Source organism: Streptomyces sp. NPDC096048 (assembly GCF_044763415.1).
Classification (GTDB): Bacteria; Actinomycetota; Actinomycetes; order Streptomycetales; family Streptomycetaceae; genus Streptomyces.
Genome location: NZ_JBIWGG010000001.1, coordinates 667,924 through 687,316, shown reverse-complemented (window position 1 = coordinate 687,316; position 19,393 = coordinate 667,924). Strand labels below are relative to the sequence as shown.

Sequence of the window (19,393 nt, the reverse complement as noted above, 5' to 3'; positions counted from 1 at the left end):
CGCCAAGGCGGAAGCCGCCGTCGACACCGCCGAAGGCACGGAGACCAAGCCGCGCCGCCGCACCCGCAAGGCCGCCGACACCGTCACGGCCACCGAAACGGCCGCACAGGAGCCGGAAGCCGCAGAGGCCAAGCCCCGGCGCACCCGGAAGACGGCCGCCGCCAAGGCGGAAGCCGCCGTCGACACCGCCGAAGGCACGGAGACCAAGCCGCGCCGCCGCACCCGCAAGGCCGCCGACACCGTCACGGCCACCGAGACCGCCGCCGAGATCCCGGCCCAGGCCTCGCAGGAGCCGGAGGCGGCACCGCGCCGTCGGACCCGTAAGGCGGCTGCCGTCGAGGCGCCCGCCGAGGCCACCGACACGGCCGAGGCGAAGCCGAAGGCTCGCCGCACCCGCAAGGCGGCCACGGCCGCCACGCGATCCGCGGAGTCCAGCGAAAGCTGATCAACGCCGCTCACCCGAACGTCGGCCCGGTCCCGCCATCCACGCGGGGCCGGGCCGACGGCGTTCCCACTCCACGGCTCCGCCCGTCCGCCGCCCCGACACCTCACACCCCGCCACGAATCCGCGTGGTCGGCTGCGGGCGTACGGCGGGGTGAGGCCGTGGGGCCGGCCGCCCCTCTCCGACCCCCGCCGCCCGATAGCCTCTGCCCGTGAGCAGTAACGCCGCCTTCACCCCGCCCTCCGACGCCCGCGCGTACCGGCTGCGTACCGCGCGTGGTGAGTTCGCCGTCGTCGACTCGCCCGTGGCCGACGGGGTCGAGGCGAAGGGGACGGTGCTGATGCTGCCCGGGTTCACGGGGAGCAAGGAGGACTTCACGCTGCTGCACGAGCCGCTCGGGGCGCGCGGGTACCGTACGGTCGCCGTGGACGGGCGGGGCCAGTACGAGTCCGACGGGCCCGAGCACGACCAAGCGGGCTACGCGCAGGCCGAGCTGGCCCGGGACGTACTCGCGCAGGTCGCCGCTCTCGGGACGCGTACGCATCTCCTCGGGCACTCCCTCGGCGGTCAGATCGCACGGGCCGCCGTGCTGCTCGACCACACCCCCTTCGTCTCACTCACGCTGATGTCCTCGGGCCCGGCGCGGATCTCCGTCTCCCAGCAGCAGCGCGTGAAGCTCCTTCGGGACGCGCTCGACACCATGACGATGGCCGAGGTCTGGGACGTGATCCAGGCGATGGGGCCGCCCGAGGAGGTCGGCGCCCCGGCACCCGCGCACGGACCGGGGGAACCGGAACGGCTGCGCGGCCGCTGGCTGGGCACCAGGCCCGCTCAGCTCCTCGCCACGGGGCGGCAACTGTGCACGGAGCCGGACCGCGTCGGCGAGCTCGCCGCCGTGCCGCTGCCGTTCCACGTGCTGTCGGGCGCCTACGACGACACCTGGCCCGTGCCCCTCCTGGACGAGATGGCCGTACGGCTGGACGCGCGCCGGACCGTGATCGCCGGTGCCGAGCACTCCCCCAACACCGACCGGCCCGAGGCCACCGCACGCGCCCTCGCCGACTTCTGGGACGGCGTCCCCACCCGGCCGCGGCCGGCCCCCCACCAGTAACGCGCTCGCGACACCGCGCGCTCTCGATACCGAGCGCTCGCTACCGCACGCTCAGTACTGCGCCTGCAAGTGCTCCCAGAAGCCGTCCCGCAGCGCCCTGCGCAGGTCGGCCTGGCCGCGGAGGGAGTACTGGAGCAGTCCCTCGGCCTCCACCAGCAGGTCCTGGTCCACCGAGCCGGGGAGGTAGGGGTGGCCGGGGAGCAGTTCCACCAGAGACTCGCGGCCGCGTGCCGCGAGCCACTTCGCCGCGATCTGCGCGCCCACGAAGCGGACGTCCTCGCGGGCCGGGCGGGCCACGCCCGCCGCGTCGAAGGCGTGGGCCGTGCGCCGGGAGACGTACGGCTTGAAGAAGTCCAGGTCGAAGGTGCGCTGGCTGTCGACCTCCCAGAGCAGCGGGTCGGCCTGGTTGCGGCCTTCGGGCGCCTCGATGCCCCACAGGTGGACGCGGGCGCCGTACCCCTGGGCGGCCTCGACCGCCGAGACCAGGTCCTCGTCGCCGCCGAGCAGGGCCGCGTCGCTGATGGCGCGGTGCCGGGCGAGGGACTCCAGGTCGGAGCGGATGAGTGAGTCGACGCCCTTCTGCTGGTTGTTGGCGTTGAGATTGCCCAGGCGGACCTTCACGTCGGGCAGCTCGGCGATGGACTGCTGCTCGGCGGTGTGGATGCGGCGCCGGGCGCCGTCGTACCAGTACACCCGCAGCAGGCGGCTGTCCGCGAAGATGGTGCGTGCCGTGTCGATGAACGCCTCGATCAGTCCCTCGGCGTCCAGGTCGAAGGCCCGGCGGTCCTCGGTCCCGGCCACCAGGCGTCCCGCCGCCGCGTAGAGGTACCCGGCGTCGACGAAGATCGCGTGGGTCGAGGGCGTCTTGGCCACCTCGGCGAGCATGCGCAGCAGCAGCTCGTTGGTGCGATCGATGCGGGCGTTCAGGGACGCGAGGTCGTCGTTCATCGCCTCCATTGTCCCGGCGGTCACGCTGCGAACACAACCGGTCCCGGTCAGTCTTGTACCGGACACCTGACGCGCCGAAGCAAGCGACTTACCGGTCAGTAATTAGCAGTTCGAAAAATTTCCTTAGCGTAGGGAATGTTTGTACCACGCAGCCCGTTGATGACTCACGTAAGCCCGGGCACCGACGACCCAGGAGCCACACCAGTAGTTCTCCTCAGGAGGATGACCAGAACAAGGGAGAGGCCATGCGCTTTGAAGTCATGCGACTCGACGACGTCGACGGAACCCCCGTGGACACGACCGTCGTGGACGCCGCCTCCGTGAATCGCATCGTTCAGCAGGCCGCCGCCATCGGGCAGCGCCTGTGGATCCGCCCCGCCGACACCTCGGCCTTGTAGCGCGGACCCGCACACACGTCCAGGGCCCCGCACGGAACTCCGTGCGGGGCCCTGTGCATGCCACATGCCCGCGGCCGGGCCCTCCGCCCGGTCCGCCGCTCGCTCACGCGCCCTGGATCACCTGCGTGACGCCGTTGATGATCTGCTGCACGGCGATCGCGGAGAGCATCATGCCGGCGAGGCGGGTCACCAGGACCACGCCGCCGTCCTTGATGACCCGGATGATCAGCAGCGAGTACCGCATCACCAGCCACAGCACCACGTGGATCGCGAGGATCGCCGCCCACACCGAGACCTGGCCGGTCACGCCGTCCGCCTTCTGCACGGCCAGGATGACCGAGACGATCGCTCCGGGACCGGCGAGCAGCGGCATGCCCAGCGGTACGAGCGCGACGTTGACGTCCTTGGTCTGCTTCGGCTCGTCGGTCTTGCCGGTGAGCAGGTCGAGCGCGATCAGCAGGAGCAGCAGCCCGCCCGCGATCATCAGCGCGGGCACGGACACGTGCAGGTAGTCCAGGATCCGGTGCCCGAGCAGACCGAACACCGTGATCACGCCACCGGCGACGCAGACGGCCTGGAAGGCCATCCGCCTCTGCACCTTGGCGGGCCGGCCGGAGGTCAGCGCGAGGAAGATCGGGGTGATCCCGGGGGGATCCATGATGACGAAAAGGGTCAGGAAGAGGGAGCCGAAGACGGCGACGTCGAACATGGGTGAGCTACTGGCCTTGCGGGAGAGGGAAGGGTGGGCGTGCGGAAGGGAGGTTCAGACCCCGCTCAGACCCCGCCGGCCCCGGGCACGGGGAACGCCCCGAAAGCCCGCCGCGTGATCTCCCCGTACACCTCGGGGTCCGTCGTGTACTCGCCGAGCACGCAGGTCTTCCGGCTGCCGTGGTAGTCGCTGGAGCCGGTCACCAGGAGCCCCAGTTCCCTCGCCGTCCCGCGCAGCCGCGTCCGCGTGTCCGCGTCGTGGTCCATGTGGTCGACCTCGATGCCGTCGAGACCGGCGGCGGCCAGCTCCGCGATCGTGGCCTCCGGCACCGTACGGCCCCGCTTGGCGGCGGCCGGGTGCGCGAACACGGCGACCCCGCCCGCGCCCTTGATCAGGCGGAGCGCCTCGAAGGGGTCCGTCTCGTGCTTCTCCACGAAGGCCCGGCCGCCGTCGGCCAGCCAGTCCTGGGTGAAGGCGTCGCCCACGGTCGGCACGACGCCGAGTTCGACGAGGGCAGTGGCCACGTGCGGCCGCCCGACCGAACCGTCGCCGGCGATGCGCGCGACCTGCTCCCAGGTGACGGGCACGCCCAGCGCGTTGAGCTTGGCGACCATGCCCTTGGCCCGCGGCACCCGGTCGTCCCGGACCAGCTCGCGCTCGGCGAGCAGGGCCGGCTCCTCGGGGTCGAAGAGGTAGGCCAGCATGTGCATGCTGACCCCGTCGGCACGGCAGGAGAGCTCGGCGCCGGTGACCAGCGTGAGCCCCTCGGGCAGCGCGGCGGCGGCCTCGGCGTGACCGCGGGTGGTGTCGTGGTCGGTCAGCGCGATGACGTCCAGCCCGGTCGCGGCGGCCTTGCGCACCAGCTGGGCCGGGGTGTCCGTGCCGTCGGACGCGGTGGAGTGGGTGTGCAGATCGATGCGCACGACGCTGACTCCAAGCGGTGACGGGACGGAAGGGGACGCTCAAGGATAACCGGAATTCCACCCGCCACTGTCACACCCGCAGTGGCCCTGCGCCCCCTACGCCGACCACCGGCGCCCATCACCGGCTCCACCCACGGCGCCCTGCGCCTACGGCTGGATCAACCGCGGCGACAGCGCCCCGCACGGCACCAGGTCCACCTCGGCGCCCGCGTCCCTCAGGTCGGTCAGCACCAGCTCCTCGTACATGAGCAGCCCCGAACGCTCGGGCCACACGACGGCCCACAGCCACATCCCGAGGGCCTCACCGGCGAAGACGGCGCGGTCGGCGGGGGCGCCGGAGACATGCCAGAGGGGGGTCGGGCGGCCGGCGGCCAGGACCTTCGCCTGGGGCGGCTTCTCGACGTTCATGTACGGGCCCGGGTCCGGTGCGTCGATGCCGGCGTACCGCGCGCCGAGACCGACGCCGAGTTCCTCGGCGACCAGGATCAGCTCACCGAGGCCGCCGACGGGGCCGGGACCGGAGCAGGCCACGGCGGTCGCCCGGCCGCCGCTGCGGTCGTCGCCCGCGCAGGCCACGCCGGTGAACAGCCAGCCGACCGGCAGCGGCCACGGCATCCACACCGGCACCTGCGTGCGGTGCACCACGACGCCGAGCGCCTCGACGCTGGGCGGAAGCACGGGCTGCAGCGGCTGCACGCTGCCGTGCAGGTCGCACTGCCAGGAATCGGCGAAGAGACCGGGAGCCCTGACCCGGCCACCACACTTCGGGCAACTGGGTTCGCCCCTCATAGAGTCCCACGGTCCTACCCCCACTCCCTCACGTCAAGGACGATCACCCATCCGGGCGGCGAGCGCCGACCAGGCCTCCCTCCTGTTCACCTCGTACTCCCGCTGCACGATCCTGTCCGGCGCCTTCATCGGCGTGAACAACACCGTCTCCACCGAGCTGACCCTCGGGGTGTCGGACGCGCCGCGTCCGGCGGCGAGCGCGGGCTGCGACTTCGTGCGCTGGTTCGCGGCGTCGGCCGCCCCCTTCTTCGCGCCGAAGATCGAGGAGTGGACCGGCATCCACATCCCCTTCGTCGTGGCGGCGATCACCGTCCTGCTGGGCGCGGCCGTGGTCCTCCTACGACGCCGCGCGCCCACCCACGACGCGGAGGAGCTGGAGCCGAAGCACGCGACGGAGGACGGGGTCACGGTCTTCGCCGGACGACGAGCCGACAGGCGAGTCAGCCGTCGAACGGCCAACCGCGTTCGGTGAGTTCCGTCACTCCAGCGGGACGGACCTGCGGGACGGATCGCGCAGGTCGGTCCCGTGCGTCAGCCAGCGTTCCTGGAGAGCCTGCGCGCCGTGCACGCGCTTCCAGGCGGCCTCGTTGGCGGTCATCGGCAGCAGCGGCAGAAACCGCACGGGATCCAGTGGCGCGTCCAGCTCCAGATCCTCGACCAGGCCGCCCGGCTCGGCGACCAGGACCGACGTGAACGGCGCCCCGGGCCACAGCGGCCCGCCGACGTCCAGGGAGGCGCCGGGCGCCACGATCACGCCCTCGACCTGCGGGGACGCGGCCAGCACGGCGAGCGGTCGGAGCACCTTGTCGGTGTCCGCGAGACCGGCTCGGACGGAGAGGACCAGCTCGGCACGGGGGCCCTTGACCGGGTCGGCGAGCACGGCCGTGGGGTCCGCCATGGGCTGCGCCGACATACCGAGAGTGGCGTAGCGGACGATGTCGCCCTCCGGGCCACCACCGGGAAAGCGCAGCACCTCGATGCGGTCCGTGCCGAGGAAGGTGACCGCGGCGCGCGCGTCCGGCTCACCCAGCGCGCTGCCCAACCGGGCTTCGACCAGAGGAAGAACATCAGCCATGCGGCGAGCATAGAACTCGCAGGGAAGCGGCAAAGCGGCGCCTTGACACACCGGGTGACTGGTACTCTGGCCCAGCCGTCGGGGCAGCACGCAACGCGTCGCGATCAAGCCCCCGACGCTATGAAGACTCCCCTACGGGGAACCCCTCCAAACGAGGGAATCGATCGTCCCTCACGAGGGACCGGCCGGAGGAGGTGGGGCTGGCATGGACCGAAGTCGACCGTGCAGTACCACCCGCTCTTCCGGCCGCTGACACAGCTGCTCCGGTTCTCTCTGCCGTCGCTTTTCGCCCGCGCGCCTTCACAGGGAAGAGCACTTCGTCTCGTTTTGCCTGATCCGGTCCATCGATCCGGGTCAGCAGCTGAATCACCAGCTGAATCAGCAGCGAAGTCGGCCACCGCGACGGTGCGGTGCTCCCCGCTTTGTGGACGTGCCGAACGCACGTAGTCAGGACGTCCTCATTCCGGGTGGTTCCACCCGTCACCGGCCTCGTTCGCTGCCCGTCGCGAAGGAGCCTGCCATGTCGATGATCCGTGACCTGCGCGCCGCGGTCCGCCCGTCCCGCGTCTCTCTGCGCAAGGACAGCGGCACCTACGACACCACCCGCGACCCGGCGACCACGTCCGCCGTCGTCGACTGCGCCGTCTACCGCGACGGCGCGCGCGTCGAGACGGACGCGCCGCTGAGCCCGCACCAGGCGATGCGCCAGGTGCGCCGCGACGGCGGGTTCGTGTGGATCGGCCTGCACGAGCCCACCGAGGACGAGTTCGCCGGCATCGCCCGGGAGTTCGGACTGCACCCGCTGGCCGTGGAGGACGCCGTCCAGGCCCACCAGCGGCCCAAGCTGGAGCGCTACGACGACTCCCTGTTCACGGTCTTCAAGACCGTCCACTACGTCGACCACGACGAGCTCACCGCCAACAGCGAGGTCGTCGAGACCGGCGAGGTCATGTGCTTCACCGGCCGGGACTTCTTCATCACCGTCCGGCACGGCGGGCAGGGCTCGCTGCGCGCGCTGCGGCACCGGCTGCAGGCGGACCCCGAGCTGCTGCTCAAGGGCCCCTCGGCGGTGCTGCACGCCATCGCCGACCACGTCGTCGACGGCTACATCGCGGTCGCCGACGCGGTGCAGGACGACATCGACGAGGTCGAGACGGAGGTGTTCTCGCCGGGACGCAAGGGCACGCCGCGCGGTACGGACGCCGGCCGGATCTACCAACTCAAGCGCGAGGTACTGGAGTTCAAGCGGGCGGTCGCTCCGCTGCTGCGCCCCATGCTGCTGCTCAGCGAGCGGCCGATGCGCCTGATCGACCCGGAGATCCAGAAGTACTTCCGGGACGTCGCCGACCACGTGGCGAGGGTGCAGGAGCAGGTCATCGGCTTCGACGAGCTGCTGAACTCCATCCTCCAGGCCAACCTCGCCCAGGCGTCCGTCGCGCAGAACGAGGACATGCGCAAGATCACCTCGTGGGCGGCGATCATCGCGGTGCCGACCATGGTGTGCGGGGTGTACGGCATGAACTTCGACTACATGCCGGAGACGCACTGGAAGTTCGGCTACCCGCTGGTGCTGTCGATCACGGTCGGCATCTGTCTGGGCATCCACCGCACGCTCAAGCGCAACGGCTGGCTCTGACGGGGGCCGGACCGGCATCGCTAGGCTGACCGCATGACAAGCGAGCTGCTCGACCAGGCCCTCGTCGAGGAGGCCACGAAGAAGTCCGGCCTCATCTGGGTCGAGGGGGCCGGGGCGCCCGCCCGCGCGCTGTGGCATGTCTGGCACGAGGGCGCGGCCTGCGTCATCGGCGACGGCCCCGGCGAGCAGCCGCTGCCGGGGCTGACCGACGGGACCTCGGCCGAGGTGACCGTGCGCAGCAAGGACAAGGGGGGCCGGCTGGTCTCCTGGACGGCACGGGTCGTGGAGCTGCCGGCCGGCTCCGAGGCCTGGCGGGCGGCGGTCGCCGATCTCAAGGGCAAGCGCCTGAACGCCCCGGACGGCGAGGCGATGACCGACCGCTGGGCCCGCGAGTGCCGGGTGCTGCGCCTGGAGCCGACCGGGGCGACGGCGCCACTGCCCGACGGTTCGCTGGCCGAGGCACCGCTCCCCAGCCCGGCGACGACCCGCGAGCCGGCCCCGGCGGGGCTGCCGCGCCTGCTGCTGAAGCGGCGGAAGAAGCGTTAGCCCGTACCGGAACGCCGGCGGCGTCCCGGGAGGTCGGCGGCTGCTTGCCGACGCCTTAGGAGGTCGGCGGCTGCTTGCCGACGTCCTAGGAGGTCGGCAGCTGCTTGCCGTAGTCCAGCGTGTCGTCCGGCGCCGGCTCCTCCAGCGGGAAGTCCTTGTTCCAGTCCGAGAGGCTGAGCGTGCCCGCGCTGCCCGCCCGCACCAGGCGCAGCGGGTACGGCGTGCCCTCCAGGGAGACGTCCAGCGAACCGCCGGCGCCCTTGTCGCCGGTGATCCGGATGGTGCGCACGCCCGCCTGCTCGTGGCGGCCGTCCGTCTCCACCGTGCCGTGCAGGGTCAGCAGGCCACCGATGAGGACGTCCTTGTCCGTGAAGCCGCTGAACTTCTTGTACACGGGATCGCTCTGCGGCACCTTCACGTACTTGCCGGCCAGCTTCTCGGCGGCCGCGGCGTCCCCGCCGTCGTGGCTCCAGAACCCGGCGTCGGCCTTGAGGAAGAGCTGCTCGCCGACGCGCAGCAGCCCGAACGTCGTCCCCTCGGCGGCGACCGACCCGGTCCCCCCGTCGGGCTTCAGCCGCATGTCCAGGGTGTACGTGTTCCCGCCGGCCTCCACGGTCCCGTGCAGGCGTACCGCCTCGGCGGACTCGGCGGCCGTGCGGGCCTTGGCCTGGATCTTGTCGGCGGAGAGCTTCCCGACGCCGTTGGTGCCCGCGTCCGGGTCCTCACTACTGCATCCCGTCAGCCCCGCTCCCGTCACCGCCAGGGCGCACACCGCGCCCCACAGAGCGGCCCTGCGGATTCGGCGCCGGGGAGTCGCAGACACAGATGGGGCTGCCTTTCTGACATGGGCGGGCAAGGGCTGGCAAGGAGCTGACCGGCTCCGGACAGGCCCTGGCGGCGTACCGCAGCGTACCGGGGCCGTGAACGGCGAACGGAGCCAGTCCGTCCGGACCGGCCACCAGAGCGGAGCCGTTCGGGACGGGCTAGCCTGAAGCCCGTCCGAGCGGGCAATTCGGAAAAGGGACAAGGCACGAATCAGCTCTCACACACGCTCCGACGCACGCCCACGAAGCTTGAGAAAAGGAGCCGCGGCCATGGCAGCGGGCGCCCCCCGGATCTTCGTCTCCCATCTCTCCGGCATCGCCGTCTTCGACCCGGCCGGCGACCAGGTGGGGCGCGTGCGCGATCTGGTCGTCATGCTCCGCGTCGCCCGCAAACCCCCGCGGGTGCTCGGCCTGGTCGTCGAACTCACCACCCGCCGCCGCATCTTCCTGCCCATGACCCGGGTCACCGGCATCGAGTCCGGCCAGGTCATCACCACCGGCGTGGTCAACGTCCGGCGCTTCGAGCAGCGGCCCACCGAGCGCCTCGTCTTCGGCGAGCTGCTCGACCGGCGGGTCACCCTCACGGAGACGGGTGAGGAGGTCACCGTCCTGGACCTGTCGGTGCAGCAGTTGCCCGCCCGCCGGGACTGGGAGATCGACAAGGTCTTCGTCCGCAAGGGCAAGAAGAGCGGCGCCTTCCGGCGCAACAAGGGCGAGACGCTGACCGTCGAGTGGTCCGGCGTCACCGGCTTCTCCGTGGAGGAGCAGGGGCAGGGCGCCGAGAACCTCCTCGCCACCTTCGAGCAGCTGCGCCCCGCCGACCTCGCCAACGTCCTGCACCACCTGTCCGCCAAGCGCCGCGCCGAGGTCGCCGCCGCCCTCGACGACGACCGCCTGGCCGACGTACTGGAGGAGCTGCCGGAGGACGACCAGATCGAGATCCTCGGCAAGCTCAAGGAGGAGCGCGCCGCGGACGTCCTGGAGGCGATGGACCCCGACGACGCGGCCGACCTCCTCGGCGAGCTGCCCGAGGAGGACAAGGAGCGGCTGCTGAGCCTGATGCAGCCCGACGACGCGGCCGACATGCGCCGCCTGATGGCGTACGAGGAGCACACGGCGGGCGGTCTGATGACGACCGAGCCGATCGTGCTGCGGCCCGACGCGACCGTCGCGGACGCCCTGGCGCACATCCGCAACCCCGACCTGTCCCCGGCGCACGCGGCCCAGGTCTACGTCTGCCGGCCGCCCGAGGAGACCCCGACCGGCAAGTACCTCGGCACGGTCCATTTCCAGCGCCTGCTGCGCGACCCGCCGTACACGCTGGTCGGCTCGATCATCGACGACGACCTGCAACCCCTGGATCCGGATGCCGCGCTGCCCGTGGTCGCCGGGTTCTTCGCCGCGTACGACATGGTCGCGGCGCCCGTCGTCGACGATTCCGGGTCGCTGCTGGGCGCGGTCACCGTGGACGACGTACTGGACCACATGCTGCCCGACGACTGGCGGGAGACCGAGTACCACCTGGAGGAGACGACGGGGGAGGTGAGCGCCGATGGTGCCTGAGCGCGAGACCCCGCCCCGTGAGCGTGCCGCGTCGGGGGCCACGGCGGCCTCCCGTACCCGGGCCCGGCTGGACCAGCCCCGGTCGCCGCGCCGCAGGCTGCTGCCCGAGTGGGACCCGGAGTCCTTCGGCCGGCTGTCGGAGCGCGTCGCGCGCTTCCTGGGCACCGGGCGGTTCATCGTCTGGATGACGGTCGTCATCATCCTGTGGGTGGTGTGGAACGTGTCCGCGCCGAGCAGCCTGCGCTTCGACGAGTACCCGTTCATCTTCCTGACCCTGATGCTGTCGCTGCAGGCTTCCTACGCGGCCCCGCTGATCCTGCTCGCGCAGAACCGGCAGGACGACCGGGACCGGGTCAACCTGGAGCAGGACCGCAAGCAGAACGAGCGGTCGATCGCCGACACCGAGTACCTGACCCGGGAGATCGCCGCCCTGCGCATCGGGCTCGGCGAGGTCGCGACCCGGGACTGGATCCGCTCCGAGCTGCAGGACGTGATCAAGGACCTGGAGGAGCGGCACGACGGCCATCACCCCGAGCGCGGGGTATTCCCGGCAGATCGGTCCGCGGGGCGTGACGTACACGACCGGTGACGGGGCTTTCCGTGCCCCGTGGGCGGCGCCGTACCATCGACCCTATGGCTACGGAAGACGCGGTGCGTGAAGCACTGGCGACGGTGAACGACCCCGAGATCAACCGGCCCATCACCGAGCTGGGGATGGTCAAATCGGTGGAGATCGGCGCGGACGGAGCGGTCGCGGTCGCCGTGTACCTGACGGTCTCCGGCTGTCCCATGCGGGAGACCATCACGCAGCGCGTGACGGACGCGGTGTCGCGGGTGGAGGGTGTCACGCGCGTCGACGTCGAGCTGGACGTGATGAGCGACGAGCAGCGCAAGGAGCTGGCGAACGCCCTGCGCGGCGGCCAGACCGAGCGCGAGGTGCCCTTCGCCAAGCCCGGCAGCCTGACCCGGGTCTACGCGGTCGCCTCCGGCAAGGGCGGCGTCGGCAAGTCCTCGGTGACGGTGAACCTGGCGGCGTCGATGGCGGCGGACGGCCTGAAGGTCGGTGTCGTCGACGCCGACATCTACGGCCACTCCGTACCGCGCATGCTCGGCGCCGACGGGCGGCCCACCCAGGTCGAGAACATGATCATGCCGCCTTCGGCCAACGGTGTGAAGGTCATCTCGATCGGCATGTTCACTCCGGGCAACGCGCCGGTCGTCTGGCGCGGCCCGATGCTGCACCGCGCGCTTCAGCAGTTCCTGGCGGACGTGTACTGGGGCGACCTGGACGTCCTGCTGCTCGACCTGCCGCCCGGCACCGGCGACATCGCGATCTCCGTCGCGCAGCTCGTGCCGAACGCCGAGATCCTGGTCGTGACGACCCCTCAGCAGGCCGCCGCCGAGGTGGCGGAGCGGGCGGGCGCCATCGCCGTGCAGACCCACCAGAAGATCGTCGGCGTGGTCGAGAACATGTCCGGCCTGCCCTGCCCGCACTGCGGCGAGATGGTCGACGTCTTCGGCACCGGGGGCGGCCAGTCGGTCGCCGACGGCCTGACCCGCACCACGGGCGCGTCGGTCCCGGTCCTCGGCTCCATCCCGATCGACGTCCGCCTGCGCGAGGGCGGCGACGAGGGCAAGCCCGTCGTCCTGTCCGACCCGGACTCCCCGGCGGGCGCGGCCCTGCGGGCGATCGCCGGGAAGCTGGGCGGGCGTCAGCGCGGCCTCTCGGGGCTGTCGCTGGGAATCACGCCGAGGAACAAGTTCTGACGCTCCGTACGGGGCCGGGGCGCTGTCCACGGGGACGGCGCCCCTTGTCGTAGGCCCGGGCGTCCGGGCCCTGCCGGTCAGGCGTAGGCGGCGATGTCCTTGACCACGGAGAAGGCCAGTCCGTACGCGCTCATGCCCCTGCCGTAGGCGCCCAGGTGGACGCCCTGCTCGGTGGAGCCGGCGAGCACCCAGCCGAACTCGGACTCCCGGTAGTGGAACTGCGTCGGCACGCCGTCCACGGGGAGGGACAGCGTCGACCAGTCCTCCCCGCCGAGATCGTCCGCGAGGACCCACGCGGTCTCCGTCTGCTGCTCCAGCCAGTCGTCGCGCAGCGAGTGGTCCATCTGGCCCGGCCAGGTGAAGGACAGCAGCCCCACGCCGGCCAGCCAGGCCGCCGACGACACCGACGTGGCCTCCAGCAGGCCCGTGCCGTCGGCGCTGCGCCGGTCGGGGTTGGCCGCGACGGTCACGACGACCGCGAACTTCTCCTTGGCGTCCTGGTCGTCACCGGACACGTGCTCGTTGCGCACGGACGGTTCGTCGCCGTGCCCGATCGAGCCGTGTTCCACGGTGCCGTCGGCCGCCGTACCCACCTGCATCAGCCAGCGCCGCCCCGTGAAGGCCTCGTCGAGGCCGTACCACGGGAAGGGCGCGCGCAGGTAGCCGTCGATCGTCCGCCGAGCGGAGGGGACCTCTTGTCCATCCTCCGTGCCCGGCGTCTGCGCGACCGCCTGACTCGTCGTCTCCATGTGCCCGGACGCCTCCTCGCTCTCGTCGGACCGGAACGGCCCGCCCCCCTTCGGGCGCACTCGTCCGGTCCGCACAACAACTCGGGCAGCATAGCCACACCACTGGCGGCAGCCGGGAAATCGCCCGGCGCGTGGGTCGCTCGGGCGTCGCCTTCAGGCCCCGCGCACCCCGTCCGGAGTGTGAGACGCGTCACGTATGGCGAGGGAGCCGGCTCCCGTGCCGTGCCGCGGGCCCGTGGGACGGACTCAGGTGGCGTCCGCGTCGAAGGGCGGGCGGTCGTCGAGAGCGGGAGTCTCGGGCTTCTTGGACATGTCGACGCGACCGCCGGTGGAGCCGGACGCCGAGGAGCCTGAGGAGGAACCGGACGACGACTCCGACTCACGGCCGTGGACCGCGTCGGTGACCTCGGCCATCTCCTTCTTCAGGTCGAAGCCGTTGCGGATCTCCTTGAGCCCCAGCTCGTCGTTGTCCAACTGCTTGCGGATGAACGTCTTGGGGTTGAGGTCCTCGAACTCGAAGTCCTTGAACTCGGGGCCCAGCTCCTGCCGGATGTCCTGCTTGGCGCTGTCCGAGAACTCCCGGATCTTCCGGATGGTGCGGGTCACGTCCTGGATGACCTTGGGGAGCTTGTCCGGACCGAAGACGAGCACGGCGAGGACGACGAGCGTCACCAGCTCTAGTGCGCCTATGTCATTGAACACCTGAAGCTCCTTGGGATGTCCGGGCCGCCACCACGGTACCCGCCGACCCCGTCCCGCCGGTACCGTCCCGTGAGCCCCGAGTGCGTGTATGCGGACGCTTTCCGAATTGTTTGCCTTCCTGGCCCCTTGTCGGGACCTGCCCGGTCACTCAGTCCCCGCCGGAGGAGCCGAGCACCAGTGAGACGTTCGTCTCCTTGCCGTCGCGCTCCAGCGTCAGTTCCAGGCGGTCGCCGGGGCGGTGGGCGCGGGTCGCCACGATGAGTTCCTCGCCGGAATGGACGCGCCGGCCGTCGACCGCGGTGATCACGTCCCCCGGCTTGATGCCGGCCTCGGCACCGGGGCCGCCCGTGGTGACCGCGGGCCCGCCGTCGCTGCCCTTGGCGCCGACGCGGGCGCCGTCGCCCGCGTAGTTCATGTCGAGGGTGATGCCGATGACCGGGTGGGTGGCCTTGCCGGTGTTGATCAGTTCCTCGGCCACGCGCTTGCCCTGGTTGATGGGGATGGCGAAGCCGAGCCCTATGGAGCCGGCCTGACCGCCGTCCGACTCGGCGCCGCCGCCGTCGGCGGACCGGATGGCGGAGTTGATGCCGATGGCCCGGCCCTGGGAGTCCAGGAGGGGACCGCCGGAGTTGCCGGGGTTGATGGGCGCGTCGGTCTGCAGGGCGTCGACGTACGAGACGTCGCTGCCGTCGCCCTCCTCGCCGCCCGCCGTGATGGGCCGCTCCTTGGCGCTGATGATGCCGGAGGTGACCGTGCCGGCCAGGTCGAAGGGGGCGCCGATGGCGACGACGGGGTCGCCGACCCGCACGTTGTCCGAGTTGCCGAGGGGCAGGGGGCTGAGGCCGCTGACGCCCTTCACCTTCACCACCGCGAGGTCGTATCCGCTGTCGCGGCCGACGACCGTGGCCTCGGCGGTGTCGCCGCTGTTGAAGGTGACGGTTATGTCGCCGCCGGATCCCGCGGGCTCCACGACGTGGTTGTTGGTCAGGATGTGGCCGCGGTCGTCGAGTACGAAGCCGGTGCCGGTGCCGGCCGCGCCGCTGCCGCTCACGTGCAGGGTCACCACGCTGGGCAGGGCACGGGCGGCGATCCCGGCGACACTGCCCGGCGCCCGCCCGGTCGCTTCCTTGCCGGCCTGCGGCAGCTCCACCGTCCCCACGCCGCCGTTCCGCTCCAGGTACGTGCCCAGGGCGCCGCCGATGCCGCCGGAGACCAGGGCGATCAGCAGCGCGCCGCCGACGATCACCTTCCCGGCACGCTTACGGCGCTGCTCCCGTGTCGGCGCGACCGCGCCGTTCTGCTGGAGGGGCGCGGCGGCGGCCGAGGCCGCCCAGGGGTCGTAACGCCCCCAGGGGTCGGCGTCTCCCGGGCTGTCGCCGCCCGGCCCGACGGGCACCGGCGCCTCCGGCGAACCCACCGCCGGGTGAGGCACCGCGCCTGCCGTCGTGCCCTGCGCCGGTGCCGCGGGCGGGGCGGGAGGCGGGACATCGGCCGACGCCGGGTCGGGTACGGCATTCGGAGGCGGCGCGTCCGCGAAGGCCGGGGCGGGCATCGCCCCCGGGGGCGGAGCCTGCGACGGCACCTCGGTCACGGGAGTCACCGCCGGGTGCCGGACCGGCGGAGCCGGAGGCGGAGCGTCCGCCAACGCCGGGTCGGGTACGGCATTCGGAGGCGGCGCGTCCGCGAAGGCCGGGGCGGGCATCGCCCCCGGAGGGGGAGCCTGCGACGGCACCTCGGTCACGCCGGACGCGGGAGCCCCCGCCGCCACCGTGCCGTGCGCCGGCGTCGCCGCCGGGTGCTGCACCGGCGGAGCGGGGGCCCAGGGGCCCGGCTCGCCGTACGGCGGGGTGCTGTACGGGTCGGGGTCGTGCAGCGGCCTGGGTCGCTCGCCGACGGGCGCGACGGCCAAAGCGCCCTCGCTGTCGACACCGCCGGAATCAACGCCCGCACCCGCGTGCGGGACGGCATCGACACGCGCACGCCCCTGCGGACCGGCACCGCCGCCCGCATCCGTGCGAGGGTCCTCATCGGTACCGGCGCCCGCGTGAAGGCCCGTACCGTCGCCCGCGCCCGCGTGCAGACCGGCATCGATCTCCGCGCCCCCGTACGGATCGGCAGCCCTGTCTCCGTCCGTCCCGGTCGCCGGCCGGTCGAGTTCGTAGTCTCCCTCGTCGGCCACGCGGGGCGCCGACGGGCGTTCCAGTTCGAAGTCGCCGCCGTCGGCCGCGCCATCACCGGTGCCGCTGGTGTGGGCCGCGCGAGGGCGTTCCAGTTCGAAGTCGCCGTCGGTCGCGTCTTCGGACGAGCGGGGACGACTCCACCACTTCGCTTTCGTGGGCTTCCCCTCGTTCATGTTCTCCCCCGCAGCCGGCCGCAGATCGTCGGCTCCAAGAGATCTGGCGCCACCCAGGATTCAATCAGGTTCCCGGCTCGACGCGCAGAGTCCGGTCAGGGAGCGGGGCGGTGGGAGGCGGCGGGGGACGCCGCCGGGTAGGGGGACGGGACCGGGTCGGGGACGGGTGCGGCGAACAGGCCCGGCGGCCTGACCTCGGGGGTCGTCGACCAGGGGGTCAGCGCGAGCGGCGGAAGCGCTTCGAGCGGACGTATCAGCGGGGACATGGCGGCGGCACCGGCCGTCACCGGAGTCGTCAGCGCACGCGCGGCCTGCTGCCGCGGGTCGGCGCCCCCGGGGGCGGGCAGCCCGGGCAGCAGCGGCGCGGACATCGTGGTGGGGGCGGCCGGGGTATCACCGAGCACCCGCTGCCCATGGACCTGCCCGAGCAGTGGACCACTCCCGCGGCGGCGCTGGCTCTCGGCGCCCGTGACCGCTCCCGCGCCCTGGGTGCGCGTCGGCGTCACATTGCTGCCGCTCCCGGAGCCGCGGGCCTCCGTACTGGTGTCCGGCGTGCCGACGGTGACTCCGCCCAGCGCGATCGCGGCCAGCGACACCGCACCGGCGGCGGCACAGGCGAACCGCAGGCCGCGCGAGGACGACCGCTCGGCCTCGTGCCGTCTCACGTCGTGGATCCGGAAACCCCTCCCCGGAGAGGAGGGCGACAGCACGGAGCTGTGCGGCCGGGCGGGGACGTAGTCGAACTCGAACCGCTCGCCGCGCTTCGTTCCGAAGACCCCGTCGAGGCCACCGGCGAATCCTCCGCCGCCCAGCGGCGAGCCGCCGCCGTCCGTGTCACCGCCCCCGGGAAGCCCCTGGAGGCGGGCCAGGAAGCTCTCGGAGGGGGCCGGTGGGGCCGCTTCCGCGAAGACGTTCTTCAGCCGGCGCTGCGCGTCCACCTCCGCCTTGCACTTCGGGCAGGTGGCCACGTGCGCCAGTACACGCTCACGCGTGTCATGACCGAGCTCTCCGTCCACCAGTGCGGAGAGTCGGTCTCCCAGATGCTGCTCTGCGAGGTGCCCCTCGGAGTTCGGCCGTGATCCGCTCACGCGCTCGTGCCCCCTCCTCCCAGTGCGGGAACACGGGCCGCGAACGAGCGACGCTCGGCACGCGCCTTGGGAGACCGGTGCGCGAGTGCCTTGCGCAGCTGGGAACGGCCGCGGTGGATCCGGGAGCGGACCGTGCCGAGCTTGACGCCGAGGGTCGCGGCGATCTCCTCGTACGACAGCCCTTCGATGTCGCACAGGACCACGGCGGCGCGGAACTCGGGCGCGAGGGTGTCGAGGGCCTGCTGGACGTCCGCGTCGAAGTGGGCGTCGTGGAAGACCTGCTGCGGGTTGGGCTCCTTGCTGGGCAGTCGCTCGGCCGCGTCGTCGCCGAGCGCGTCGAAGCGGATGCGCTGCTTGCGGCGGACCATGTCCAGGAAGAGGTTGGTGGTGATGCGGTGCAGCCAGCCCTCGAAGGTGCCCGGCGTGTAGGTCGACAGCGACCTGAAGACGCGGACGAAGACCTCCTGGGTGAGGTCCTCGGCGTCGTGCTGGTTACCGGTGAGGCGGTAGGCGAGGCGGTAGACCCGGCCGCTGTGGGTGCTGACGATCTCCTCCCAGGTGGGCGGAGTCCACGCCTGCCCGTCCGCGTCGCTGGAGAAGGTCGCGGTCTGGGCGTGTCCCGTGGTGGGACCGTTCGCGTGGCTGTGGTCAGCAGCGGTGTCGTTCACGGATTTCGGCCTGCCTGCCGATCCGAGGAAGCGCCGCAGCACTCCTCCCCGATCCGCGGGTGCGGCCGCACCTCCCCTGTCGGCTCTGGTGGTGTCCAGTGGAGCCCCTACCATAGCCACCTCGCCCGTTAGCTCCGGATAAGCGGTTTTACGAGAATTTGATCTGGGCTGGCACGGCTCGTACGGCTGCGTCAGCACTTGCTGGACGCCCTGGTCCATTCGCCACCCCCGTCGCAGCCCCGCCGCTCGGTCGTCTCTTTGCTCTCCCCTTTAAACGACCGGTCCCATCTGCGGGTTCCCGACGCCAACGGATACAGTCACGCCGAGGCAACGACGGGGACAGGAGAGGGTCATTACCGGCAACCGGCAGACGAGCTGGGCGTTCGCCGACGCCTATGTCGCCGAGGACGACGCGCTGCTCTGGGCACGCGACCGGGCCCGGGACGCGGGCCTGCGTTCGGTGACTCCCGGCACGGGCTCCGCGCTGGGGTTGCTCGCCGCCGCCGTGGACGCCAAGGCCGTCGCGGAGATCGGCACCGGCTGCGGCGTCTCCGGGATCCATCTGCTGCACGGCATGCGGCCGGACGGGGTACTGACCACGGTCGACCCGGAGCCGGAGCACCAGCAGTTCGCGCGCCAGGCCTTCCGGGCCGCGGGCTTCGCCAGCAACCGGGCCCGCTTCATCCCGGGCCGCGCCCTGGACGTCCTGCCCCGGCTCGCGGACTCCGGTTACGACCTGGTCTTCTGCGACGGCGACCGCCTGGAGTACCTGGACTATCTCGCTGAATCGTTGCGCCTCCTGCGTCCCGGAGGTCTGGTCGCCTTCGAGGGCGTCTTCGGCGCCGGCCGGACGATCGACTCGGGACCGCAGCCCACCGAGGTGCTGCGCCTGCGGGAGGTCCTGCGCGCGGTGCGCGAGAGCCAGGAGCTGGTGCCGTCGCTGCTGCCGGTGGGCGACGGGCTGCTGTGTGCCGTCAAGCGGTGAAGGACCGACCGAACCGAGAGTCCCACGGGAAAAACCGGGATCTCACGTGAAAACAGAAAAACAATCACCCCGGCACCATGTGCGGTACCGGGGTGATTGCACGGGTATGGTCGCTC

General features: G+C 72.0%; 19 protein-coding genes and 2 pseudogenes. 10 read left to right on the top strand and 11 right to left on the bottom strand.

Annotation, left to right across the window (positions count from 1 at the left end):
* Window positions 1-445 (top strand): annotated as a pseudogene (locus tag ACIQ6R_RS03330) (ATP-dependent helicase); the annotation flags it as partial.
* A gap of 209 nt (window positions 446-654) precedes the next feature.
* Window positions 655-1,554 (top strand): alpha/beta fold hydrolase, encoded by a 900-nt coding sequence (locus ACIQ6R_RS03325; protein WP_404218385.1) that lies wholly within the window; start codon window positions 655-657, stop codon window positions 1,552-1,554.
* 51 nt (window positions 1,555-1,605) lie between these two features.
* On the opposite strand, the gene ACIQ6R_RS03320 is transcribed toward ACIQ6R_RS03325, so the two are convergent.
* A complete protein-coding gene (locus ACIQ6R_RS03320) occupies window positions 1,606-2,511 on the bottom strand; it encodes an NYN domain-containing protein (protein WP_404170710.1) in 906 nt (301 codons plus the stop codon).
* A gap of 236 nt (window positions 2,512-2,747) precedes the next feature.
* Between ACIQ6R_RS03320 and ACIQ6R_RS03315 the strand changes: the two genes are divergently transcribed.
* Entirely contained in the window at window positions 2,748-2,900 is a 153-nt protein-coding gene (locus tag ACIQ6R_RS03315; protein ID WP_007444413.1) for a hypothetical protein, read from the top strand.
* A 103-nt stretch (window positions 2,901-3,003) separates the two neighbouring features.
* On the opposite strand, the gene ACIQ6R_RS03310 is transcribed toward ACIQ6R_RS03315, so the two are convergent.
* The 3 genes from ACIQ6R_RS03310 to ACIQ6R_RS03300 form a co-directional block, all read right to left on the bottom strand.
* Entirely contained in the window at window positions 3,004-3,609 is a 606-nt protein-coding gene (locus ACIQ6R_RS03310; RefSeq protein WP_404169995.1) for a MarC family protein, read from the bottom strand.
* Window positions 3,610-3,674: 65 nt separating this feature from the next.
* Window positions 3,675-4,532 carry a PHP domain-containing protein gene (locus tag ACIQ6R_RS03305; RefSeq protein ID WP_404169992.1) on the bottom strand — a complete coding sequence of 286 codons (858 nt, stop codon included), beginning with the start codon at window positions 4,530-4,532 and terminating at the stop codon, window positions 3,675-3,677.
* Window positions 4,533-4,679: 147 nt separating this feature from the next.
* Window positions 4,680-5,321: a DUF6758 family protein gene (locus tag ACIQ6R_RS03300; RefSeq protein ID WP_404169989.1), complete on the bottom strand. Its 642-nt coding sequence runs from the start codon at window positions 5,319-5,321 to the stop codon at window positions 4,680-4,682.
* 103 nt (window positions 5,322-5,424) lie between these two features.
* Between ACIQ6R_RS03300 and ACIQ6R_RS03295 the strand changes: the two are divergent.
* Window positions 5,425-5,793: pseudogene (locus ACIQ6R_RS03295) on the top strand (hypothetical protein); the annotation flags it as partial.
* 6 nt (window positions 5,794-5,799) lie between these two features.
* On the opposite strand, the gene ACIQ6R_RS03290 reads toward ACIQ6R_RS03295, so the two are convergent.
* Entirely contained in the window at window positions 5,800-6,396 is a 597-nt protein-coding gene (locus ACIQ6R_RS03290) for a suppressor of fused domain protein (protein ID WP_404169986.1), read from the bottom strand.
* Window positions 6,397-6,916: 520 nt separating this feature from the next.
* Between ACIQ6R_RS03290 and ACIQ6R_RS03285 the strand changes: the two genes are divergently transcribed.
* Both ACIQ6R_RS03285 and ACIQ6R_RS03280 read left to right on the top strand, forming a co-directional pair.
* A complete protein-coding gene (locus tag ACIQ6R_RS03285; RefSeq protein ID WP_404218383.1) occupies window positions 6,917-8,032 on the top strand; it encodes a magnesium and cobalt transport protein CorA in 1,116 nt (371 codons plus the stop codon).
* Window positions 8,033-8,065: 33 nt separating this feature from the next.
* On the top strand, window positions 8,066-8,578 hold the full coding sequence (locus ACIQ6R_RS03280) for a hypothetical protein (protein ID WP_404169980.1): 513 nt from the start codon (window positions 8,066-8,068) through the stop codon (window positions 8,576-8,578).
* 85 nt (window positions 8,579-8,663) lie between these two features.
* Here ACIQ6R_RS03280 and ACIQ6R_RS03275 read toward each other — a convergent pair whose 3' ends face one another.
* A complete protein-coding gene (locus tag ACIQ6R_RS03275; protein WP_404169977.1) occupies window positions 8,664-9,401 on the bottom strand; it encodes a hypothetical protein in 738 nt (245 codons plus the stop codon).
* Between the two features lie 271 nt (window positions 9,402-9,672).
* Between ACIQ6R_RS03275 and ACIQ6R_RS03270 the strand changes: the two genes are divergently transcribed.
* The 3 genes from ACIQ6R_RS03270 to ACIQ6R_RS03260 are packed head-to-tail and all read left to right on the top strand — an operon-like array spanning window position 9,673 to window position 12,732.
* Complete coding sequence (locus ACIQ6R_RS03270; RefSeq protein ID WP_404169974.1) at window positions 9,673-10,965, top strand: magnesium transporter MgtE N-terminal domain-containing protein; 1,293 nt, start codon at window positions 9,673-9,675, stop codon at window positions 10,963-10,965.
* Complete coding sequence (locus tag ACIQ6R_RS03265) at window positions 10,955-11,554, top strand: DUF1003 domain-containing protein (protein WP_404169971.1); 600 nt, start codon at window positions 10,955-10,957, stop codon at window positions 11,552-11,554. Before ACIQ6R_RS03270 ends, ACIQ6R_RS03265 begins: the two co-directional genes overlap by 11 nt.
* Before the next feature lie 44 nt (window positions 11,555-11,598).
* The gene (locus tag ACIQ6R_RS03260) at window positions 11,599-12,732 is read left to right on the top strand and encodes an Mrp/NBP35 family ATP-binding protein (protein ID WP_404218381.1); all 1,134 of its coding nucleotides are present in this window, start codon (window positions 11,599-11,601) and stop codon (window positions 12,730-12,732) included.
* 77 nt (window positions 12,733-12,809) lie between these two features.
* On the opposite strand, the gene ACIQ6R_RS03255 is transcribed toward ACIQ6R_RS03260, so the two are convergent.
* The 5 genes from ACIQ6R_RS03255 to sigE all read right to left on the bottom strand — a co-directional run bounded on the left by ACIQ6R_RS03255 (window position 12,810) and on the right by sigE (window position 18,292).
* Complete coding sequence (locus ACIQ6R_RS03255) at window positions 12,810-13,481, bottom strand: hypothetical protein (protein ID WP_404169965.1); 672 nt, start codon at window positions 13,479-13,481, stop codon at window positions 12,810-12,812.
* Window positions 13,482-13,727: 246 nt separating this feature from the next.
* Window positions 13,728-14,183 carry a sec-independent translocase gene (locus ACIQ6R_RS03250; RefSeq protein ID WP_404169962.1) on the bottom strand — a complete coding sequence of 152 codons (456 nt, stop codon included), beginning with the start codon at window positions 14,181-14,183 and terminating at the stop codon, window positions 13,728-13,730.
* Between the two features lie 148 nt (window positions 14,184-14,331).
* Window positions 14,332-16,536 carry a S1C family serine protease gene (locus tag ACIQ6R_RS03245; protein WP_404218379.1) on the bottom strand — a complete coding sequence of 735 codons (2,205 nt, stop codon included), beginning with the start codon at window positions 16,534-16,536 and terminating at the stop codon, window positions 14,332-14,334.
* 95 nt (window positions 16,537-16,631) lie between these two features.
* On the bottom strand, window positions 16,632-17,624 hold the full coding sequence (locus ACIQ6R_RS03240) for a zf-HC2 domain-containing protein (RefSeq protein WP_404169956.1): 993 nt from the start codon (window positions 17,622-17,624) through the stop codon (window positions 16,632-16,634).
* A complete protein-coding gene (sigE, locus tag ACIQ6R_RS03235; RefSeq protein ID WP_310871372.1) occupies window positions 17,621-18,292 on the bottom strand; it encodes an RNA polymerase sigma factor SigE in 672 nt (223 codons plus the stop codon). Before sigE ends, ACIQ6R_RS03240 begins: the two co-directional genes overlap by 4 nt.
* A 286-nt stretch (window positions 18,293-18,578) precedes the next feature.
* Here sigE and ACIQ6R_RS03230 point away from each other — a divergent pair, with 286 nt between their 5' ends.
* Entirely contained in the window at window positions 18,579-19,277 is a 699-nt protein-coding gene (locus ACIQ6R_RS03230; protein WP_404170707.1) for an O-methyltransferase, read from the top strand.
* Window positions 19,278-19,393 lie beyond the last annotated feature (116 nt).

Bases quoted from the DNA above. Each gene is read 5' to 3' on its own strand.
- ACIQ6R_RS03315 (WP_007444413.1), top strand. From the start codon at position 2,748: ATGCGCTTTGAAGTCATGCGACTCGACGACGTCGACGGAACCCCCGTG.
- ACIQ6R_RS03285 (WP_404218383.1), top strand. From the start codon at position 6,917: ATGTCGATGATCCGTGACCTGCGCGCCGCGGTCCGCCCGTCCCGCGTC.
- ACIQ6R_RS03320 (WP_404170710.1), bottom strand. From the start codon at position 2,511: ATGGAGGCGATGAACGACGACCTCGCGTCCCTGAACGCCCGCATCGAT.
- ACIQ6R_RS03310 (WP_404169995.1), bottom strand. From the start codon at position 3,609: ATGTTCGACGTCGCCGTCTTCGGCTCCCTCTTCCTGACCCTTTTCGTC.
- ACIQ6R_RS03300 (WP_404169989.1), bottom strand. From the start codon at position 5,321: ATGAGGGGCGAACCCAGTTGCCCGAAGTGTGGTGGCCGGGTCAGGGCT.
- ACIQ6R_RS03265 (WP_404169971.1), top strand. From the start codon at position 10,955: ATGGTGCCTGAGCGCGAGACCCCGCCCCGTGAGCGTGCCGCGTCGGGG.
- ACIQ6R_RS03280 (WP_404169980.1), top strand. From the start codon at position 8,066: ATGACAAGCGAGCTGCTCGACCAGGCCCTCGTCGAGGAGGCCACGAAG.
- ACIQ6R_RS03260 (WP_404218381.1), top strand. From the start codon at position 11,599: ATGGCTACGGAAGACGCGGTGCGTGAAGCACTGGCGACGGTGAACGAC.
- ACIQ6R_RS03270 (WP_404169974.1), top strand. From the start codon at position 9,673: ATGGCAGCGGGCGCCCCCCGGATCTTCGTCTCCCATCTCTCCGGCATC.
- ACIQ6R_RS03245 (WP_404218379.1), bottom strand. From the start codon at position 16,536: ATGAACGAGGGGAAGCCCACGAAAGCGAAGTGGTGGAGTCGTCCCCGC.
- ACIQ6R_RS03255 (WP_404169965.1), bottom strand. From the start codon at position 13,481: ATGGAGACGACGAGTCAGGCGGTCGCGCAGACGCCGGGCACGGAGGAT.
- ACIQ6R_RS03290 (WP_404169986.1), bottom strand. From the start codon at position 6,396: ATGGCTGATGTTCTTCCTCTGGTCGAAGCCCGGTTGGGCAGCGCGCTG.